19 protein-coding genes and 2 riboswitches are annotated in these 19,918 nt (G+C 69.4%); of the genes, 6 read left to right on the forward strand and 13 right to left on the reverse strand.

What is annotated here, in order from left to right:
* Positions 1–96 precede the first annotated feature (96 nt).
* Complete coding sequence (locus AW272_RS32800; protein WP_066373423.1) at positions 97–762, forward strand: NPCBM/NEW2 domain-containing protein; 666 nt, start codon at positions 97–99, stop codon at positions 760–762.
* Positions 763–767: 5 nt separating this feature from the next.
* On the opposite strand, the gene AW272_RS32805 is transcribed toward AW272_RS32800, so the two are convergent.
* The 7 genes from AW272_RS32805 to AW272_RS32835 form a co-directional block, all read right to left on the reverse strand.
* Positions 768–2,144, reverse strand: a complete 1,377-nt coding sequence (locus tag AW272_RS32805) for an L-serine ammonia-lyase (RefSeq protein ID WP_066373425.1) — start codon at positions 2,142–2,144, stop codon at positions 768–770.
* 10 nt (positions 2,145–2,154) lie between these two features.
* The gene (gene gcvH / locus AW272_RS32810; RefSeq protein ID WP_066373426.1) at positions 2,155–2,544 is read right to left on the reverse strand and encodes a glycine cleavage system protein GcvH; all 390 of its coding nucleotides are present in this window, start codon (positions 2,542–2,544) and stop codon (positions 2,155–2,157) included.
* Positions 2,541–3,611, reverse strand: a complete 1,071-nt coding sequence (gene gcvT, locus AW272_RS32815; RefSeq protein ID WP_066373427.1) for a glycine cleavage system aminomethyltransferase GcvT — start codon at positions 3,609–3,611, stop codon at positions 2,541–2,543. Before gcvT ends, gcvH begins: the two co-directional genes overlap by 4 nt.
* A gap of 33 nt (positions 3,612–3,644) precedes the next feature.
* Positions 3,645–3,739, reverse strand: a riboswitch (glycine riboswitch).
* Positions 3,740–3,837, reverse strand: a riboswitch (glycine riboswitch).
* 16 nt (positions 3,838–3,853) lie between these two features.
* Complete coding sequence (locus tag AW272_RS32820) at positions 3,854–4,555, reverse strand: gamma-glutamyl-gamma-aminobutyrate hydrolase family protein (RefSeq protein ID WP_066373428.1); 702 nt, start codon at positions 4,553–4,555, stop codon at positions 3,854–3,856.
* The gene (locus AW272_RS32825; RefSeq protein WP_066373430.1) at positions 4,552–5,316 is read right to left on the reverse strand and encodes a 3-oxoacyl-ACP reductase; all 765 of its coding nucleotides are present in this window, start codon (positions 5,314–5,316) and stop codon (positions 4,552–4,554) included. The genes AW272_RS32820 and AW272_RS32825 overlap by 4 nt, the downstream gene beginning before the upstream one ends.
* Positions 5,317–5,323: 7 nt before the next feature.
* Complete coding sequence (locus tag AW272_RS32830; RefSeq protein WP_066373431.1) at positions 5,324–6,661, reverse strand: aldehyde dehydrogenase family protein; 1,338 nt, start codon at positions 6,659–6,661, stop codon at positions 5,324–5,326.
* The gene (locus AW272_RS32835; protein ID WP_245657859.1) at positions 6,658–8,001 is read right to left on the reverse strand and encodes a glutamine synthetase family protein; all 1,344 of its coding nucleotides are present in this window, start codon (positions 7,999–8,001) and stop codon (positions 6,658–6,660) included. Before AW272_RS32835 ends, AW272_RS32830 begins: the two co-directional genes overlap by 4 nt.
* Before the next feature lie 38 nt (positions 8,002–8,039).
* Between AW272_RS32835 and AW272_RS32840 the strand changes: the two genes are divergently transcribed.
* The 4 genes from AW272_RS32840 to AW272_RS32855 are packed head-to-tail and all read left to right on the forward strand — an operon-like array spanning position 8,040 to position 10,415.
* On the forward strand, positions 8,040–8,789 hold the full coding sequence (locus AW272_RS32840) for a FadR/GntR family transcriptional regulator (protein WP_066373434.1): 750 nt from the start codon (positions 8,040–8,042) through the stop codon (positions 8,787–8,789).
* A 40-nt stretch (positions 8,790–8,829) separates the two neighbouring features.
* Positions 8,830–9,561, forward strand: a complete 732-nt coding sequence (locus AW272_RS32845; RefSeq protein ID WP_066373630.1) for a hypothetical protein — start codon at positions 8,830–8,832, stop codon at positions 9,559–9,561.
* Positions 9,562–9,592: 31 nt separating this feature from the next.
* Positions 9,593–9,775 carry a hypothetical protein gene (locus tag AW272_RS43890; RefSeq protein WP_066373435.1) on the forward strand — a complete coding sequence of 61 codons (183 nt, stop codon included), beginning with the start codon at positions 9,593–9,595 and terminating at the stop codon, positions 9,773–9,775.
* A 10-nt stretch (positions 9,776–9,785) separates the two neighbouring features.
* Positions 9,786–10,415, forward strand: a complete 630-nt coding sequence (locus AW272_RS32855) for a hypothetical protein (protein WP_066373436.1) — start codon at positions 9,786–9,788, stop codon at positions 10,413–10,415.
* A 13-nt stretch (positions 10,416–10,428) separates the two neighbouring features.
* Here AW272_RS32855 and AW272_RS32860 read toward each other — a convergent pair whose 3' ends face one another.
* The 6 genes from AW272_RS32860 to AW272_RS32885 all read right to left on the reverse strand — a co-directional run bounded on the left by AW272_RS32860 (position 10,429) and on the right by AW272_RS32885 (position 17,949).
* On the reverse strand, positions 10,429–10,806 hold the full coding sequence (locus tag AW272_RS32860) for a GntR family transcriptional regulator (protein WP_066373437.1): 378 nt from the start codon (positions 10,804–10,806) through the stop codon (positions 10,429–10,431).
* Positions 10,803–11,636, reverse strand: coding sequence for a hypothetical protein (locus AW272_RS32865; protein WP_066373441.1), 834 nt, complete (start codon positions 11,634–11,636; stop codon positions 10,803–10,805). The genes AW272_RS32860 and AW272_RS32865 overlap by 4 nt, the downstream gene beginning before the upstream one ends.
* Before the next feature lie 145 nt (positions 11,637–11,781).
* The gene (locus tag AW272_RS32870; protein WP_066373442.1) at positions 11,782–13,233 is read right to left on the reverse strand and encodes a nickel/cobalt transporter; all 1,452 of its coding nucleotides are present in this window, start codon (positions 13,231–13,233) and stop codon (positions 11,782–11,784) included.
* Positions 13,230–14,456 carry a tetratricopeptide repeat protein gene (locus AW272_RS32875; protein ID WP_066373445.1) on the reverse strand — a complete coding sequence of 409 codons (1,227 nt, stop codon included), beginning with the start codon at positions 14,454–14,456 and terminating at the stop codon, positions 13,230–13,232. Before AW272_RS32875 ends, AW272_RS32870 begins: the two co-directional genes overlap by 4 nt.
* 65 nt (positions 14,457–14,521) lie before the next feature.
* Complete coding sequence (locus tag AW272_RS32880) at positions 14,522–15,913, reverse strand: DUF4331 domain-containing protein (protein ID WP_157518965.1); 1,392 nt, start codon at positions 15,911–15,913, stop codon at positions 14,522–14,524.
* A 149-nt stretch (positions 15,914–16,062) separates the two neighbouring features.
* Positions 16,063–17,949 (reverse strand): cellulase family glycosylhydrolase, encoded by a 1,887-nt coding sequence (locus tag AW272_RS32885; RefSeq protein WP_066373447.1) that lies wholly within the window; start codon positions 17,947–17,949, stop codon positions 16,063–16,065.
* Positions 17,950–18,190: 241 nt separating this feature from the next.
* On the opposite strand from AW272_RS32885, the gene AW272_RS32890 reads away from it, so the two are divergent.
* On the forward strand, positions 18,191–19,891 hold the full coding sequence (locus AW272_RS32890; protein ID WP_066373449.1) for an ABC transporter ATP-binding protein: 1,701 nt from the start codon (positions 18,191–18,193) through the stop codon (positions 19,889–19,891).
* Positions 19,892–19,918: the final 27 nt, after the last annotated feature.

The following is a 19,918-nucleotide window of genomic DNA, read 5'->3' on the forward strand; positions in this document are numbered from 1 at the left end:
CGGATTAGCCTGTGCCTCCGTGGAGCGTTCTAATGGCGCGGAGGGTACTAAATGGAAATTCACGATGCGATGCGTGAACATCGGACAAATCGTCGGATGTTACGCGTCAACCTGATCATTGGTCTCAGCACCGCAGTCATCACCCTGGTCGGCACTCTGGTGGGCCTGCGGTTCCTGCCGGCGGGAGGCGTGGTCGCCATCGCTCCCAAAGCGGAGGTGACGGTGATCGACACGGTGACTGCCCTGACGACCGTGACGGCGACGGCCACTCAGACGGTGACCGTCACGCAGGCCCCCGCCGCGCCCAACCCCGCCGCAGCAGGAGAGCCTGTCGACAGCCAGCCCATGGCCGCGGCCTCCGGCGCCCTGTTCCTGGCCGACAAGGATGCCTCGGACGATCACTGGGCATATCGGGACACCTACACGATCAAGCGGACCCGCTACACCCGGGCCATCGCCATCGCCACCGACAACGACGGCGGATTCGTCGAGTACACCCTGGAGAGTCGATATGCGACCTTCAAGACGACGCTCGGCATCAACGACCTCGCGGGCGACTCATGCGAGGTCGCTTTCCGTTTCTACGGCGACGGCACGCTGCTGCACGAGCAGTCGGTCGAATACGCCAAGCCCAAGAAAGTCGAATTCCCCATCGGGGACGCGGTGAAGATCAGAATCTCGGCTGACGACCTGTCCGGTAATTGTTTCATGAACTCCGGCGGGGCCGCCGTGATGGGCGATCCGCACCTGGCCTCGGCCTGACCCGCTCAGCACTCGATGACGTTGACCGCGAGCCCGCCGCGGCTGGTCTCCTTGTACTTGGAGTGCATGTCGCGGCCGGTGTCGCGCATCGTCTTGATCGCCTTGTCGAGCGACACGAAGTGTTTCCCGTCGCCGCGCAGCGCGATGCGGGCCGCCGCGATGGCCTTCACCGAGGCCACGGCGTTGCGCTCGATGCACGGGATCTGCACCAGGCCGCCGATCGGGTCGCAGGTCAGCCCCAGGTTGTGTTCGATGCCGATCTCGGCGGCGTTCTCCACCTGTTCCGGTGTGCCGCCCAGCACCTCGGTCAGGCCGGCCGCCGCCATCGAGCAGGCCGAGCCGACCTCTCCCTGGCAACCGACTTCGGCGCCCGAGATCGACGCGTTCTCCTTGAACAGCACCCCGACCGCGCCCGCCGTGAGCAGGAACCGCACCACGGCGTCGTCGTCGGCGCCGGGCATGAACCGCGTGTAGTAGGAGATGACCGCCGGGATGATGCCGGCCGCGCCGTTGGTGGGGGCGGTCACGATGCGGCCGCCCGCCGCGTTCTCCTCGTTCACGGCCAGCGCGAACAGGGTCACCCAGTCCATCGCCTGGAGCGGATCGCGTTCGGCCGGTTCGCTCTGGAGCTGGCGCTGGAGCTGGTGGGCGCGGCGGCGCACCTTCAGGCCGCCGGGCAGCACGCCCTCGCGGGAGGATCCGCGCCGGACGCACTCGTCCATGACCCGCCACAGGTTGATCAGGCCCGACTTGATCTCGGCCTCGGTGCGGCCGAAGGCCTGCTCGTTGGCCATCATCAAACCGGAGATCGACAGGCCCGTCTCGGCGCACTGCGCCAGCAGTTCGCCCGCCGTCAGGAACGGATGGGGGAGCGGGGTGTCGTCGGGCTTGATGCGGTCGGCGCCGGTGGCGTTCTCGTCGACGACGAAGCCGCCGCCGACCGAGTAGTAGATCTTCTCTCTCAGTACGTCGCCCGTATCGCCCCACGCGGTGAAACGCATGCCGTTGGGGTGGCCGGGGAGCGAGATCTTGCGTTCGAAGATCAGGTCGTCGCCGACCACGAACGGGACGACTCGCTGCCCCATCAGGGACACCGTGCCCGCCGCGCGCATCGCGGCCAGCATGCCGTCGACCGCGTCGACGTCGACGAGTTCGGGTTTCTCCCCGGACAGACCCAGCAGCACGGCCTTGTCGCTGCCGTGGCCCTTTCCGGTCAGGCCGAGGGAGCCGTACAGGATGACCTGGACTTTCGCGGTCTTCTCCAGAAGACCGTCGTGCAGCAGGCCGCGCGCGAACTTGTGCGCGGCGGCCATCGGGCCGCCCGTGTGGGAGCTGGACGGCCCGATGCCGACCTTGAAAAGGTCGAAGACGCTGATCGCCATATGCGGGGGATCAGGACTCGGCGGCGGTGAGGGTGGCGTACTCCTCGTTGGTGAGCAGGTCGTCGGGGGTGCCCTCGATGCGCACGCGGAACAGCCAGCCCTCGCCATAGGGGTCGCTGTTCACCAGGGACGGGTCGTCGACCACGGTCTGGTTGATCTCCACGATCTCGCCGCCGACGGGGGCGTAGATGTCGCTGACCGATTTGGTCGACTCGACCTCGCCGACCGCGTCGCCCGCCTCGATCGTCGCCCCGGCCTCGGGGAGCTGGACGTAGACCACGTCACCCAGCGACTCGGCGGCGTAGGCGGTGATTCCGACGGTGACGGTCAGACCGTCGTCCAGCCCGGCCACCCACTCGTGCTCTTTGGTGTAGCTGAGCTCGTCGGGAATGCTGCTCACTTCTTCCTCCTGTAGAAAGGCAGGTCAACGACGTCGACCGGTTCGTGGGAGCCGCGGATGTCCACGGCGGCGGGGGTTGAGGTCACGTAGGCCATCGCGATCGGGCGGCCGATCGACGGCGACGGTGCGCCGCTGGTGACCTCGCCGATCACGGTGCCCTCGGCGTCGACGACGGCGAAACCGTGGCGGGGCACCCGGCGGCCCTTCATCACCAGGCCGACCAGGCGCTTTTCTGTCTCAAGAGCGGAGAGGGCCGCGCGGCCGACGAAGTCGCCGGGCTTGTCGAAGCGGACGACTCTGCCGAGACCGGCGTCCATGGGCGTGGTGGCCGAGGTGAGCTCGTTGCCGTACAGCGGCATTCCGGCTTCGAGTCGCAGCGTGTCGCGGGCGCTCAGCCCGGCGGGGACCAGGCCGTGAGAGGCCCCGGCTTCCATGAGCGCGTGCCAGAGCTTCACCGCGTCGTCGGCCTGGACGAACAGCTCGAAGCCGTCTTCGCCGGTGTAGCCGGTGCGGGCGATCAGCGCCTCGACGCCGGCGACGGTGCCGGGCAGGCCGGTGTAGTACTTCAGACCCGGCAGGTCGGCGTCGGTGAGCTGGGCCAGGATCTCCGGGGAGTTCGGGCCCTGGACGGCCAGCAGCGCGTAGGAGTCGGAGCGGTCGTCGACCACGGCGTCGTGGTTCTTGGCGCGGTCGGTGAGTTCCGCCGCCACCTTCAAGTAGTTGGACGCGTTCGCGCAGACCATGAACTCGTCGGCGGCGAGGCGGTAGACGATCAGGTCGTCGACGATGCCGCCGTCGGCGTCGCACATCATCGTGTAGCGGGCCCGGCCCGGCTCCAGGCCGCCCAGGTTGCCGACCAGCGCGTGGTCGAGGGCGTCGGCCGCGCCCGGACCGGTCACGTAGATCTCGCCCATGTGGGACAGGTCGAACAGCCCCGCGGCGGTGCGGACTGCGGTGTGCTCGGCCGACTCACTGCCGTAGCGCAGCGGCATCAGCCAGCCCGCGAAGTCGGTCAGGGTCGCGCCGAGGCTCTTGTGCACCTCGTGCAGCGGGGTCGGTCGGGACATGAAGCGCACCTCGAATAAGGTCGGATGTCAGCATCCTCCCCCTCTGTCATGGGTGCCTGAGAGCTTCGCCCGAGTTTTGCCGGACTTTCACCTTCGGCGAGGCCACAGGCCTGCTTTCCAGAGGACACCTCGCCCGCACGGTCCTTTGCCTTGAGAGGTTCGCGGGGAGGGCTTGCTCCTTCAGGGGCCCTGGCCGGATGCCAGGGCGCTCTCCCGCGCGGGATCACTGGTGTGTCGTCAGCCTATCTGCCCCTCCCGGCCGGGCGGAACCCGGCGCGGAGGACGAACGACCCGAAGACCGGCGCCTCCTCATCGGCCTCCGGATGCCACTGGACCGCCCACACCGTCTCGTCAAGCATGACCGCCTCGATCGTGCCGTCGTCGGCGCGGGCGATCGTTGTGAGACCTGGCGCCAGCTTGTCGACGGCCTGGTGGTGGTAGTGGGCGGGAGTGATCTCCCCGGTGCCGTAGAGCCGTTGCAAGGGCTGCGAAAGACGTACCGGAACCCTTCCGTAGACCCCCGGGGCCGGAGAGTGGCGGTCGGTGCCGCACACGTCGGGCAGATGCTGGACCAGCGTGCCGCCCAGCGCGACGTTGAGCACCTGAAGGCCCCGGCAGATGCCGAGGATCGGGAGCCTGGTCGCCAGGGCGGCTTTGACCAGCGAGAACTCGGCGTCGTCCCGGAAATCGCGGATGTATCCGGTTCTCGGGTGCTGAGCGCTGCCGTACCGGCCGGGGTCGATGTCGCCGCCCCCGGCCACGATCAGGCCGTCGAGACGGCCGACGAGCTCGCCCGGGTCACCGGCGGGCGGCAGGATCACCGGCTGCCCACCGGCCCGTTCGACGTGCCTGACGTAGTCCCACGGCAACAGCGCCGCAGTGGTCTCCCACACCGTGAAACGCGCGGGTTCGGCGTAACACGTGATGCCGATCACGGGCTTCACAGGGGGGTCACGTACGCCCCGGAGATGCCGCCGTCGACCAGGAACTCGGCGGCGGTGACGAACGACGCGTCGTCGGAGGCCAGGAACGCCACGGCGGCGGCGATCTCCTCGGCCCGCGCGAACCTGCCGAGCGGCACGTGCACCAGACGGCGCTGCGCCCGCTCGGGGTCCTTGGCGAACAGTTCCCGCAGCAGGGGGGTGTCGACCGGTCCTGGGCACAGGGCGTTGACCCGGATGCCCTCGCGGGCGAACTGCACGCCCAGCTCACGGGTCATCGCCAGCACGCCGCCCTTGGACGCCGTGTAGGAGATCTGCGAGGTCGCGGAACCCATGACCGCCACGAACGAGGCGGTGTTGATGATCGAGCCCTTGCCCTGCCGCTGCATGTAGGGCAGCACGTGCTTGCAGCACAGGTACACGCTGGTCAGGTTGACCTCCTGGACGCGACGCCAGGCGTCCAGGCCCGTGGTCAGGATCGAGTCGTCGTCGGCGGGGGAGATCCCGGCGTTGTTGAACGCGATGTCGACGCTGCCGAACTCGTCGTACGCGGTCTGGAACATCCGGATGACGTCGTCCTCCTCGGCGACGTTCGCCTTGACGAAGATGCCGCCGACCTCTTCCGCCGCGCGCCGCCCGGCCTCCTCGTCGAGGTCGGCGAGGACGAGCTTGGCGCCCTCCTCGGCGAACCTGCGCGCGGTCGCCATTCCGATGCCCCCGGCGGCGCCGGTGATCACGGCGACCCGGTCCTGCAGACGTTGCATGCTCTTCCTACTCCGTTGAGATGAAGACGTTCTTGGTCTCGGTGAAGGCGGTCAGCGCGTCGGGGCCCAGCTCGCGGCCCAGACCCGACTGTTTGAAGCCGCCGAAGGGCGTCCAGTAGCGGACCGAGGAGTGCGAGTTGACGCTGAGGTTCCCGGCCTCCACCCCACGAGCGACCCTCAGTGCCCTGCCGACGTCGCGGGTCCAGATCGAGCCGGACAGACCGTAGGGGGTGTCGTTGGCCTTGTGCAGGGCGTCTGCCTCGTCGTCGAACGCGACGACCGACACCACCGGGCCGAAGACCTCTTCGCGATAGGCGGGGTCGTCGGCGCCCGTGAGGATGGTCGGCGGGAACCAGTAGCCGGGGCCGTCGGGGTGGGCGCCCTGGAAATACGGATCTCTCACGTAAGAGGTGACCCTGGCCAGGTGTTCCGCGCTGATCAGCGGACCCATCTGGGTGTCTTCCGACGTGGGATCGCCGGTCTTGATGGCCTTCACCGCTTCGGTGAGCTTGGCCAGGAACTCGTCGTGGACGGAACGCTCCACCAGGATCCGGGACCGCGCGCAGCAGTCCTGGCCGCTGTTGTCGAAGACGGCCATCGGGGCACTTTGTGCGGCTTTATCGATATCTGCGTCCGCAAAGACGATATTTGCGGATTTGCCGCCCAGTTCCAGCGTCACCCTTTTGACCTGCTGTGCGGCCTGCGCCGCGATCAGCTTGCCGACCTCGGTCGAGCCGGTGAAGACGATTTTGGCGACATCGGGATGCTCGACCAGACGAGCGCCCGCGACCTCCCCCTCACCGGGCAGGACCTGGAGCACCCCTTCGGGGAGACCCGCCGCGAGAGCCAGCTCGGCCAGCTTCAGCGCGGACATCGGGGTCCACTCGGCGGGTTTCACGATGACCGTGTTGCCCGCCGCGAGCGCCGGAGCCGCGCCCCACATCATGATCACCATGGGGAAGTTCCACGGCACGATGATCCCGACCACGCCCAGGGGCTCCTGGAACGTGACGTCGATGCCGCCGGGCACCGGGATCTGGATGCCGTGGTTGCGCTCGGGCGCTCCTGAATAGAAGTTCAGCACGTCGCGGACGTTGCCGGCCTCCCAGCGGGCGTTGCCCACGGTGTGCCCGGCGTTCGCGATCTCGAGCTGCGCGAGCTCCTCCGCGTGCTCCTCGACCAGCGCGGCGAAGCGCCGCAGCAGCCGCGCGCGTTCGCCGGGGGCGACGTCCTTCCAGGTTCTGTACGCTTTCCTGGCTTTTTCGATGACTCTGTCGACTTCGACGGGGTCGGCGAGTTCGATGTCGGCCAGGATCTGCTCCGTGGCCGGATTGATGATCTTCACAGCCGTTCGAACCCCCGATAGAGCTCCCAGTCGGTGACCGCCGCGTCGAAGGCGGCCAGCTCCACCCGGGCGTTGTTCGCGTAGTGGTCGACGACCTCGTCGCCGAGGGCGTCCCTGGCGAGCGTAGAGCCCTCGAACAGCGCGAGCGCGTCACGCAGCGTCGAGGGGACCGTGTCGGCGCCCGAGGCGTACGCGTTGCCGGTGAAGGCGTCCTCCAGCGGGAGTTCGTCGTCGATGCCCTTCAGACCCGCGGCGATGAGCGCCGAGACGGCCAGGTAGGGGTTCACGTCGCCGCCGGGGACGCGGTTCTCGATGCGGAGCGAGTTGCCCCGGCCGACCAGGCGCAGCGAGCAGGTGCGGTTGTCCACGCCCCACTTCACCGCCGTGGGGGCGAAGGAACCGGCGACGAAGCGCTTGTAGGAGTTGATGTTGGGGGCGTACAGGAGAGTGAACTCGCGCATCGCGCGGAGCTGACCGGCGATGAAGTGCTCGCCGGTCTTCGACAGGCCGTGGGGGCCGTCGCCGGCCATGACCGGGGTGCCGTCGTCGTCGCGTAGCGAGATGTGGACGTGGCAGGAGTTGCCCTCGCGCTGGTTCGGCTTGGCCATGAACGTGAGGGACATGCCCTCCTCGGCCGCGATCTCCTTGGCCCCGTTCTTGTAGACGGAGTGGTTGTCGCAGGTGGTGAGGGCGTCGGCGTACTTGAAAGCGATCTCGTGTTGGCCAAGGTTGCACTCACCCTTGGCCGACTCCACGTACAGGCCGGCGCCCTCCATGCTCAGACGGATGCGGCGCAGCAGCGGTTCCACTCTGGCCGTGCCGAGCAGGGAGTAGTCGACGTTGTAGAGGTTGCCGGGGACGAGATCGCGGTAGCCGCTGTTCCAGGCGTCCTCGTAGCTGGTGCGGTAGACGCAGAATTCCAGTTCGGTGCCCACGAAGGCGGTCCAACCGCGTTCCGCGAGCCTGTCGGTCTGCTTTCGCAGGATCTGGCGGGGCGAGGGGACGACGTCGGAGCCGTCCTCCCAGACCAGATCCGCCAGCAGAAGGACCGTGCCCTCCTGCCACGGGACGCATCGCAGCGTCGCCAGGTCGGGTTTCATCACGAAGTCGCCGTATCCGTGCTCCCACGACGACATCGCGTATCCGCCGACCGTGTTCATCTCCACGTCGACCGCGAGCAGGTAGTTGCAGCCCTCCGCGGCGTGGTCCAGCACCTCGTCGAGGAAGTGCCGCGCCGACAGCCGTTTGCCCTGGAGCCGTCCCTGCATGTCCGTCACGGCGAGCAGGACGGTGTCGATCCGGCCCGCCTGCACGTCTTCCCGGAGTTCGTCGAGTGTCAGCACGCTCGCCTCACCTTCTACGGTATGAAAAAATACCAATGAGGAGCCTAAATGGGGAGGGTGGGGTGAAAGAAACGCAACTCGGATCTTTACTGCGTCCGGTCCGGGCCGGGAACGCGTTCGAGGAGACCGTCGAGCGGCTGCTTCAGGTCGTCAAGCTGGGCGTCGTCCCGCACGGCGAACGCCTCCCGCCCGAGCGTGATCTGGCCGTCCACCTGGGCATCAGCCGGGTCACCCTGCGCGAGGCCATCCGCTCCCTCCAGGAGGCGGGCTATCTCGACGTCCGCCGGGGACGCTACGGCGGCGCGTTCGTCATCTACCGGCCGCCCGACCCCGGAGGCGGCGACCTGGCCGAGGCGGTCAACCAGATGGGCGCGGGCGACCTGGCCGACGCGCTGACCTACCGGATGGCCATCGAGTGCGGGGCCGCGCAGATACTGGCCACCACGACGCTCGACTCAGCCCAGCGGGCGATGCTGCTGCGCCGGCTCTCGGACGTCAACGAGGCCGCCCCCACCGACTACCGCCGCCTCGACGCGGCCTTCCATCTGTCGATCGCGGAGCTGACCGGGTCGCCGCTGCTCGCCGCCGCGTGCGCCGACGCCCGGCTGCGCGTCACCGACCTGCTGAACGCGATCCCCGTGCTCGGCCCGAACATCGCCCACGCGGGCGCGCAGCACCAGGCGATCGTGTCTGCGATCCTGGCCGGCGACCCCGACGGCGCGTCACGGGCCGTGGCCGAACACCTCGAAGGCACGGCCGCGCTTTTGCGTGGGTTCCTGGCCTGAACAGCTCGCATGGGTAGAGTCGCCCCCGGGGGCGGTGACCATGGGTGAACTTTTCCAGCGGGCGGTGGTCGACACCCATCGGCTGCCGCTGTTCTGCTTCTTCGTGGCGTTGATCGTGACGTTCGTGTTCACCCGCATCAACGTGCGGCTGATCCGGGCCGAGGTCCGATGGTGGTTCAGGAACGTCAACGTGGGCGACACGCACGTCCACCACGTCGTGTTCGGCGTGATCCTGATGATGATGAGCGGCGTGGCCGCGCTGCTCGTCGGCCCGGGAGCCGAAGGCTGGCACGCCGTGACCGCCGCCCTCTTCGGCATCGGCTCAGGCCTGGTCCTCGACGAGTTCGCGCTGCTGCTGCACCTGCGCGACGTCTACTGGGCCGAGGAGGGCCGCACCTCCGTCGACGCCGTCTTCGTCGCCATCGCCGTGACGGCCCTGCTGCTCCTGGGCGCCCGCCCGCTGGGCTGGGACGACACCGACGAGGACTTCAAGGCCGCCGTCTTCTTCCTCGTCCTCAACCTCGTCTTCGCCGTCGTCACCCTGCTCAAGGGGAAGATCTGGTCGGGCCTGCTCGGGGTCTTCGTACCGATCTTCGGGTACGTCGGCGCGGTCCGCCTCGCCCGCCCGGGATCGCCGTGGGCGCACTGGTTCTACGACACCAAGCCCGCGAAACTGCGCACGGCGCTGCGGCGGGAGGAACGGTGGCGCCGGCCGGTCATCAAGGCCAAGATCGCGGTCCAGGAGTTCGTGTCCGGACGCCACATAGGTTAGGCCGCCCATTCTGAGGGCAGCCCGGTATGCCATGGGACTCTCCGCGAAATTCCGTGAACTGAAGGCCAGGGCCAAGACCGAGATCGGCGCCAGGACGGGCAACCGCCCCCTCGCCGCCGAGGGTCGTACCGAGCAGGCGGAGGCCAAGCTGCTCACCACCCAGGACCGACTCCGGGCCGTCGCCAACGAGATCCGCAGGAAGTACAAGCGGTAATACTTGGGCGGTGAGTGAAACGTCGTTCCTCGGGGTCTTCCCCGACCGCATCCTGGCCGCCGTCCGCCCCGGGCCTCTGGGCCTCGCGCTGGTGGGCGGCCCGGCTTTGCGCCTGCACGGCATGCGCGCCGACGATCCGGGGGAACTGCGGTTCGCCACCACCGACAAGCTCGTCGAACCGGCCTGGCAGGCGACCGAATCCCTGCACCGGGCCGGTTTCGACGTCTCGGCCGAAGACGCCTCTCCCCGGGTGACCCGGCTGACCGTCCACGACCCCGTCACCGAGCAGACCTGCGTGGTCGACCTGCTGCGCGAAGACCTGGCCGAACCCGTCGAGGAGATCGACGGGACGCCCGTGGTGTCGTTGATCGACGCCACCGGCCTGGCCATGCGTGACCTGCACGAACGCGGGACAGCCGCCGATGTGGTGAACGTGGCCTCGGTGCGGGGGCTCTATTCGTACCGGGAACTCGAAGGTCTGGGCCGCGACCACCTCGACGACTTCGCGGCCGAGGAACTGGCCGACCGCCTCGACGCGGCCGAGATGATGCCGCTGCCCCGCGAGATCCGCTCCTGGGCCCTGGCCTGGGCGGAAGACATCCGCCTGCGCCGCCCGGAAGAGGGCGACACCGACTGGTGACATGGTTCAGCGGTCAGGACGAGGCCGGCGCCGCCGTGCCCGACGTCAGAGCCGCCTGGACGATGCGGATCGCCTCGCCCGTGTCGATGCCGAGGCCGGCGATCACAGCCGCGTAGTCGGCGGCGGCCCGGAGGGCCCGCTCCCGGCTCTCCTCACCGCCGGCCGACACGAACGAGCCGGCCCGCCCGCGTGTCTCGATCAGCCCGGCCTCCTCCAGCTCCCGGTAGGCCCGGCCGACCGTGTTGACGGCCAGGCCGAGGTCGGCCGCGAGGTGGCGGATGGTCGGCAGCCGGGTGCCCACGGCCAGCGTGCGGTCCTGGATCTGCCGGGCGAACTGGGCCCGCAGCTGCTCGAACGGCGGCACCGGTGAGGCCGCGTCGATGACGATCATCGGAGGTTCATGGCCCGCCGGGCCACCGTCGCGCTCGATGGTGTTCTGGTGTGGAGCACGATGAACGCGGTCAGGAACAGGATCAGGTAGGCGATCGAAGCGGCGCTCCACCAGCCGGGTGCGGTGCCGAACAGCAGCACCACGGGCAGCGACCACTGCACGCTCGGCGTGACGAGGTCGCGGGCGTCCTCGACGCGCATGATGACGTCGGCGGTCAGCGACTCCTCGTCCTCCGCCACGACCGGGCACCTGAGCACGTGGCGTAGCTGCAGGACGAAGATGGCTGTCACGCCGAGCAGGCCGATCAGCAGGACGGCGGCCAGCTGCCGCACGACAGGGTCGGGAACGGCCAGGGCGCTCCCGGCCAGCGCCATCGCACCGGCGAAGGTGGCGACCGCGAAGACGGCGTAAGGCTGGCCGACCAGGGCCCGCCAGCCGGGCTGGACCGGATGGGCGGCCCTGCGGGACAGCGTCGCGCCCGCCCGCTGGTCGACGCGCCGCACCCACCAGTCGAGCAGCGACTGTGCCAGCAGCAGCCCGGCCACCAGCGCGGTCAGGGCCAGCAGCGGCAGCGGGCGCTGCGGCTGGACGCCGCCGGAAGCGGAACCGGGGAGCGGGGCGTAGGTCGCGGCGAGCGCGCTCGCGATGATCAGCACGGCCAGCATGACGGCGGCGGCGATACGGGCGCGTCTCCGGACGGCCAGCCGGCCGGCCAGCAGGAGGGTCGGGCGGACGCCGGCCAGCTCATGCCGGGCCAGCCACGCGCCCGCCTCTCGCAGATCGGCCGAACGCTCCGGCGAGCCGGGGTCCGGTAACGGTTCACGGGTCATGCTGGCCCCTTTGTCGCAAGCTTTGTACCAAGATGATGCTTCATAGCTTGCGACAAAGTCAACTCCACGACGGCGACCCCTGCGGCGCTCTGACCTGAGACACGTCCGCTCTGTAACGAAGACGTGGGCGGTGGTTGCCCGTGGATCAGCTCAAGGAGCGGAGGGCCAGGCCCAGGCCCAGGCCGATGACGATCAGGGCGGTGCCGATGGGGGCCAGGCGGGAGAGGCGGGCCGCCGTCGCGGAGAGGCGGCCCAGTTTGAGCAGGGCTTCCACCCGGTCGGCGAGTTTCACCAGGAGGAGGCCGGTGGCCGTGAGGGTGGCGGCCATGCCCGCGCCGTAGGCGAGGACCAGGGCCACGCCGAACCAGGTGCGGCCCAGGGCGGTCGCGCCGAGCAGGACGATCAGGGCTGACGGGCTGGGGACCAGGCCGCCTGCGATGCCCATGCCGATCAGGCCTGCGCGGGAGGGCTTGGCGGTGGGGGTTGTGGTTTCCTCGCGGTCGAGGACCGCCACCGCATGTCCCGAAGCGTGCCCGTGTCCATGTCCGTGCCCGTGCCCATGGCCCTGCCCATGACCATGCCCGTGTCCGTGGCCATGCCCGTGGCCATGCCCGTGTCCGTGGCCATGACTGGGGGAGTCCCCCCGCACTGCGGTCTGGAGGAGGCGGAGGCCGATGGCGGTGACCAATACGCCGCTGGCCACTCCCAGCCACATCAGCACCCGGTCCCCCGACAACGACGACACCGCTGTCAGGGTAAGGCCGACGACCAGCACGCCCGCCGTGTGGGTCGCCGTCACCGTGAACCCCACGACCAACGCGTCGCGGGGACGGCCGCGCCGTCCCGCCAGGTAGGCGGCCATGATGGTCTTGCCGTGGCCGGGGATCAGCGCGTGGCCCGCGCCGAGGATCAGGGCCAGGGCCACACCCAGCAGGCCGACGCCCAGTGTCAGGGACTCGGCGCCGATCAGGTCGGTGAAGGTGCGGTCGAGGGTGTCGAGCCAGCCGCCGATCGGGCCGGGGGCGGTGAAGCCCGCCGGGGCGGTGAGGACGCCGTCCGGGTTCACGGTCAGCGTCACCGAGCGCTGTTCGAGGGGCGAGGCGAGCAGGTCGTCGGGGTAGGTCCGCAGCTCGTCGCTGATGCTCGTGGCGGGGACGTCGGGAGGCGTCAGCCGGACCTCCGGGGAGGCGACGGTGATCTCGCGCCAGCCGATGCGGTCGGGGTCGTGGTCGTCGGTGAAGGCGATGGTCCCGGTCGGTGTCACGTCGGCGACGAACTCGCAGGTCAAACGGGTGGTCTTCAGGCCGCCCTGGCCCTCGGGCCGGGTCAGGTCGCTCTCCGCGACCCGCCACGTCGTGCGCTGGCCGTTCACCCGGAGGGTCTGGGCGGCGGCGACCGCCGCGCAGGTGGGGTGGTCGCCCTGGAGGGTGGGGAGTTCGGCCACGTCCACGACCGCGGTGTTCTCCACGCGGTCCGCGTACAGGCGCAGGCCGTTGTAGTGGTTGACGGTGAAGTTGCCCAGGGGGTGGGCCTGGGCCGCCGTCCCCAGGGCTATGAACGTCGCCAGGCCGACGAGGAAGGCGCGTGCGATTTTCATGAGGACCTCTGGAGGGCGGGGAGAGCGGCGGAGAAACGGGGGTTGTATTCGGTGACCAGGCGCGCGGAGTCCGTCCGGAGACCCAGGGCTTTTTCGATTTCGGCGCGGTGGTGCATGACCAGGGCGTTGCGCCAGCCGGTCGCGGTGGCTTCCTTCGCGTGTTCCAGGGCCTCGGTGGAGCGGCCCGCACGGTGCAGGGCCCAGGCCAGGGCGTCGGCTGCGGCGACGTTGGGGTTTCTCGCGTATTCGGCCTGGGCGAACTTCACGGCTTCGGCGGGTGAGCCGTGGTCGGCTTCGAATTCGGCCCAGGTGATGTCGTCGCGGACGCCGTTGAGGCGCATGAGTTCGCGCTGGGCTTTGAGCGTCGTCCATCCCGGGTCGCGGCCCAGCGCCTTCAGGACCTCTCCCTGCTCGACCAGCGTCTGGGTCAGTGGCAGCCGGGCGGTGACCGCGGCGTACAGAGAAGCGGCCTTTTCCAGATCGCCGGAAAGGGCGGTGACTCTGGCCAGGCCCACGCGGGCCGGGTCGAAGGCGGGGTCGGCGAGCAGGGCCTTCGAATAGTGCGCGCGGGCCTCGTCGTAGCGGCCCTGGCGGAGGTGGAGTTCGCCCAGGTAGTGCTCGCAGAAGGCGATGTCGGCGGGCTGGTAGGCGTCGCGGCGGGCGTATTCGAGCATGTCGCCGGCCATCGCGAGGTCGCCGCGCAACTCGGCGTCGTAGGAGGCCCGGGTGAAGGACGACACCCCGGGCGCCAGGGACATCATCTTCTCTACGGCGCTGGTCGCCTCGGGGTAGCGGCCCAGCTGGTGGAAGCTGTCGGCCAGCACCCCGTAGGCGGGGGCCCCGTACGGATTGACGGTGATGGCCTGCCGCGCGGTCGCGACGGCCTGGGTGAACTCGTGCCGGCCCGCCTCCAGGGAGGCCCGGCCGGTCAGGCCGGCGGGGTTGCCGGGGCTCACTTCCAGCGATCTGGCCACCGCCCGTTCGGCCTTGCCGTACCAGGACGGGTCGCCGGTGAGCCGGGCCCTGTCGACGTAGGACGAGCCGAGCGCGGCCCAGCCGACGTAGTCACCGGGCAGTCGGCGCAGGCGTTCCTGCAGGTCGTCGGCGGGGGCCGCGATCACTTCTGCGGGTGCGCGGGGGGCGAGGTTGGCGGCGGCGGTGACGGCGGTCGCGATGGCGATGATCCCGGCCAGCGCCACGCCGCCGCGCTTGAGAGAGCGCATGGCAAGGACTCCAGAGAAGAGGGCGCCGCCGCGGAGGGGAAAGCGCGGCGGCGATCGGACGGGATCTACGACCCGGAGAGGGCCCGGTTCACGGCCACGTTGCTCGGGCCGGGGATGTACGGGAACGTCGACAGCGCCGGCTGGTCGTTGGCGTCGACCTTGTCACCGGCCGCCAGCGCCTGCACGAGCTGACCGGTCTGCGCCGCGCCGGCCATGGCCTGGATCGCGATGTCGACCACGTCGTCGCCGAGGCGGCGGCCGTTCGGGAAGCCCTGCAGGTCGCCCGCGAGCACGCCGAGGCGGTTCGGGTTCGCGGTCACCGGCACGGCCATGTTCAGCCGCAGCATCTCGGCCGGGCGCAGCTTGCCCGCGTCCTTGTTGAGCGTCTGCGAGTTGAGGTCGGCGTTGATCGGGCCGTTGCCCTTCGCGATGCCGGTCAGGAAGATCTCGACCAGGTCGTTGCGCGGGGTCTTGGGCGCCTTCAGGCCGTAGATGGCCTCCAGCAGCTTGGGCAGTTCGGGCTCGGTGACCCTCTTGACCACGGCCGGGATCGAGGCGTCCTTGTCGGGGCTCAGCGAGTTGAAGGCGTCTTTCAGGCCCGAGGGCAGCACGACCTCGTTGACCAGCGGCTGGCCGAGGCGCGACACCTGCACGTAGCCCTTCGGCGACCACTTGTCGGTGGTGGCCCAGATGCCGACGACCGGGTTGCGGGCGACGCTGCCGCGCAGGGCGATCTCCTTCTTGGGGATCTGCAGGCCCAGCGTGTGGACGTTGTAGCCGCGCGTGGTGTCCTGGCCGACCTCCGACAGGTCGCCGCCGTAGAGGAGGTCGAAGACGCGCAGGTCGAGGAAGAACGCCTCGTCCGACTGGCCGGCGAACTGCTTGCCGCCGCCCCTGATGTTGTCGATGGCCTGGCCGCGCAGGGTGTTGTAGTCGGGCATGGAGGCCCGGCCCACGTTGCTGGGGGCGACCGTGCCCCGGCCGATGACCGTGGCGCCGCGGTGGGTGATCTTCCTGAGTGTGTACGTCTGCTTGAACAGCAGGTTCGGGTCGTCGAGTGACGTGATCGGGCCGTTGTTGTAGAGGAACGTGGAGTTCCCGCGCTTGTCGACGTCCTTGAACGTCCACTGGTAGACGACGTCGGGCTTGGCGTCGCCGTTGTTGTCGATCTTGATGTTGTAGCGCGAGTTGGTGTCGAAGAAGTAGAAGTTCGGGCCGCCGTTGGGCTCCTCGAACGGGATCCAGTTGGCCAGCAGGGTGACGGTGTCCTGCTTGTCGGGGCTGGTGAAGGCGTACACATCGGTGTTGTCGTTGCGCGGGTCGCCCGCGATCAGCGGGGCCTCACGGTGCGAGGAGGCGCTCGGCGCCTCCGGCCGGAGAATGACGAACGACGCGGCGGCGAGGGCGCCCGCCACCCCCACGGCGACGATCGATCGCGGGGTGATCCGGAACTCCATGGCTATGGGGTCCTCTCGGGGACGAAGAGACAGATTGTCGAGGGGTCCGGCCGGAGTCCTCGACCGCCTATTCGCCTCATCGCCGCGATCGGATTGGTCCCATTCGCAAAAAGAAACGGCCCCCTCGCGCGAGGGGGCCGCCGGGGTGACTACGCGCAGGTGTACGACGTCACGGTCGAGGTGTTCCCGTTGGGCCGGGAGACCTGGTAGCCGAACGTCGTGCTCGCGCCGGAGCCGAGGTTGCCGTTGTAGGGCATGTTCGTCGCGGTCACCGTCTGGCCGGAGACGCTGAAGTTCGCGCCCCACGAGCCGGCGACCGTGTGGCCGGTGGGCAGCGTGAACGTCACCGTCCAGGAGGTCCGCGCCGTGGTCCCGTTGGTCACGGTCACCGGCTGGACGACGTAGCCGTTGCCCCACTGGGTCTGCACGGTCCCGGTCGTGGTGCAGCCGCCCGAGGAGCCGCCGGTCGTGGTGAACGTGACCGAGGACGAGTTGGCGGACAGGTTTCCGGCTCCGTCGCGGGCTCGGACATAAACCGTGTAAGCGGTTGATGCGGTCAGGCCGGTCAGGGCGATCGAGTTGGTCGTGGTGGTGCCGAGCTGGGTGCCGTTGGAGCGGTAGACGTTGTACCCGGCCAGACCGGATCCGCCGCTGTCGGTGGAAGCGGTCCAGGTCAGCGAGGCGCCGGTGGAGGTCACGCCGGACGCGGTCGGGGCGCCCGGAGTGGTCGGCGCGGTGGTGTCGGAAGGCGCGGCCGTGGTGGTGAAGGTGACCGAGGAGGAGTTGGCGGACAGGTTTCCGGCTCCGTCGCGGGCTCGGACATAAACCGTGTAAGCGGTTGATGCGGTCAGCCCGGTCAGGGCGATCGAGTTGGTGGTGGAGGTGCCGAGCTGGGTGCCGTTGGAGCGGTAGACGTTGTACCCGGCCAGACCGGACCCGCCGGAGTCGGTGGAGGCGGTCCAGCTCAGCGAGGCGCCACTACTGGAAATCGATGAAGCGGTGGGAGTCCCCGGGGTCGTCGGCGGCGTCGTGTCGGTCGGCTGGGTGCCGCCGCCGCACATCGTGCACTCGACCGCTGTGGACGCGATTCCGTTCGCCCCGTTGAACAGGCGGGTGCCCCACGACGTGAGCTGGTTCGGGTTGAAGTTGGTGACCTGGTCGAGGTACTCGACGCCGCCGCCGTTGCCCGACCACGACCAGCCGAGGTAGCCGATGCCCCGGGTCTGCGCCTGGGCCATGATCGTGTCCTCGTCGGGGTTGCCGTCGGAGTGGTCGAAGCCGAACTCGCCGATGACCAGCGGCAACCCGGCGGTCTGGAAGGCGTTCAGGTACGCGTTGATCTCGGCGGCGGTGTCGAACACGCCGTACATGTGCACGGAGAAGACCGTGTTGCGCTGGCTGTCGGCGGCGGCCACCGTCGCCGCGGTGTCCCGCATGGTGAAGCCCCAGTCCTGGCCCCAGTTGGGGGCGTCGACCATGAGCAGGTGCTGGAATCCGGCGCTGCGCATGCGCTGGATGGCGGCCGAGGTGGCCTGGGTCCAGTTGGGGGTGACGGCGTTGTTGCCGAACGGCTCGTTGCCGATGTTGATGATGACGTTGTTCTCTTCGCCGGTGAGCACGCTCTGGATGCTGATCCAGTAGTTCACGGCGGCGTCGAGGCTGACCGAGCCGCTCTGCTCGCCGAAGCCGGTGGTGTCGTGGTTCTCCAGGATGCACACGAGCTTGTTCGCCTTGCACAGGGAGATGATGTTGGCCACGTCGGAGGCGCCGTTGGCGGGCCAGCGTCCACCGCTCAGCACGACGCGGACGGCGTTGGCGCCCTTGGCCTTGATGGCGGCGATCGAGCTGGTCTGGGTCGGGTACCAGGTGTGCGCGTGACTGGTGCCGCGGATGACGAAGTTGCTGCCATTGGCCTCCACGATGTTGCGGCCGCTGACCCGCAGGCCGACGGCGGCCTGGGCGGGGGAGGCGGCGACGAGCAGGGACGCGATCAGGGTGAGGACCGCCGCGCATGTGAGCGCGATCCGTCGTCTCATGGCGTGACTCTTTTCATGAACCGGTTAAGGGAGCAGTTTCCCCAGAGTCGGGCGAAGCGCCGGAGGTGTACAGGAATCCACCTGTGGCATGAGCCGAAACCCGAGGTGACCGGCCAGACTCGGATGAAAGCTTCAATTCCACGTCAAGCCAGGTTGACACCTTCTTTGTCGTCAACCTAGATTGACGTCGTCAACTTTAATTGACGTCCTTCAGGGGGCTCACGTGACGTCGTCCTGGCGAATGCTCGCCGACCTGCTCAAACCACACCGGCGCACACTCGTGCTGGCCGGAATACTCACGCTCGCCGGTTCGGCCGGCGGGCTCGCGATGCCGTTGTTCGTCCGGTCGGTGATCGACCGGTTCGGGGCGGGGGAGAGCGTCCTCGGGCCCGTGCTGCTGCTCACGGTCGTGGTGCTCATCGGGGCGTCGGTCTCGGCGTTCGGGCAGTTCGTGCTGGAGCGGATGGGCGAGGGGATCGTCCTGTCCGCCCGGATCCGGCTCGTCGACCGGGTGCTCCGGCTGCGGGTGCCGGAGGTCGACCGGCTCAAGCCCGGGGACCTGCTGTCCCGCGTCACCTCCGACACGACGCTGCTGCGTACCGTCACCACCGACGGTCTGGTCGGCGCGGTCGGCTCGGCGGTGCTGTTCATCGGGGCGGCCGTGCTGATGGGCGTCATGGACCTGGTGCTGCTGCTGGTCACGCTCGGCGTGGTGGCGGGAGTGGGCGGGCTGGGCACGCTGCTGTTCCCGCGCATCCGCAGGGCCTCCCTCCGCGCCCAGGAGGCGCTGGGTGAGATGGGCTCGGCGCTCGATCGGGCTCTTCAGGCCTTCCGTACGGTCAAGGCGTCCGGCGCCGAGGCCCGCGAGATCGCCGTGATCGGGGCCGCCGCGAAGAAGGCCCGCGACCGGGGCGTGCTCTCCTCGGCCTACCAGTCGATCGCCGGCACCACCGCGTGGCTGTCGGTCCAGCTCGCGTTCCTGGTCGTGCTGGCGGTCGGCGGCGCGCGGGTGGCCAGCGGCGCGATGACCATCGCCACCCTGATCGCGTTCCTGCTCTACCTGTTCTTCCTGGTCGCGCCCCTGGGCCAGATGGTGCAGGCGGGAACCCAGCTCCAGAACGGCCTGGCCGCGCTCACCAGGATCAGGGAGATCGACGACCTCCCGGTCGAACCGGCCGCCACCCCGGGCCAGGCCACCGGCGTCCCGGTCGGTGTGGTCTTCGAGGACGTGGTGTTCCGCTACGGCGACGACCGCCCGACCGTGCACCACGGCGTCAGCTTCGAGGCGCCACCCGGGCGGCTGTCGGCCCTGGTCGGCCCGTCGGGCGCGGGCAAGTCGACGGTGTTCGGGCTGGTCGAACGCTTCTACGAGCCTTCCTCCGGCCGCATCAGCATCGGTGGGACCGACATCACCGAATGGCCCCTGCCCGACCTGCGGGCCGCCGTCGGTTACGTCGAACAGGACGCCCCCGTTCTCGACGGAACCTTCCGGGAGAACCTCACCTTCGCCGCCCCCGACGTGACCGAGGAGGAGATCCGGAGCGCGCTGGTTCGTACCAGACTCGACGATCTGGTCGACAACCTGCCCGAGGGCCTGGAGACCCAGGTCGGGCATCGCGGCATCCTGCTGTCGGGCGGCGAACGCCAGCGCGTCGCCATCGCCCGCGCCCTGCTCCGGCGACCGAGGCTGCTGCTCCTCGACGAGGCCACCTCCCAGCTCGACGCGGTCAACGAGCTGCGGTTGCGCGAGGTCATCGCCGAGGTCGCCCGCGAGACGACCGTGCTGGTCATCGCGCACCGCCTGTCCACCGTCACCGGCGCCGACCGGATCATCGTCATGGAGGCGGGGAAGGTCCGCGCCAGCGGCACCCACGACGAGCTGATCGCCGAAGACGACCTCTACCGCGAACTGGCGGCCACCCAGTTCCTGGTCAACTCCTAACCGGAGCTTTTCCCACGGGGGGAGGTG

This window comes from Herbidospora mongoliensis (assembly GCF_001570545.1).
GTDB lineage: Bacteria > Actinomycetota > Actinomycetes > Streptosporangiales > Streptosporangiaceae > Herbidospora > Herbidospora mongoliensis.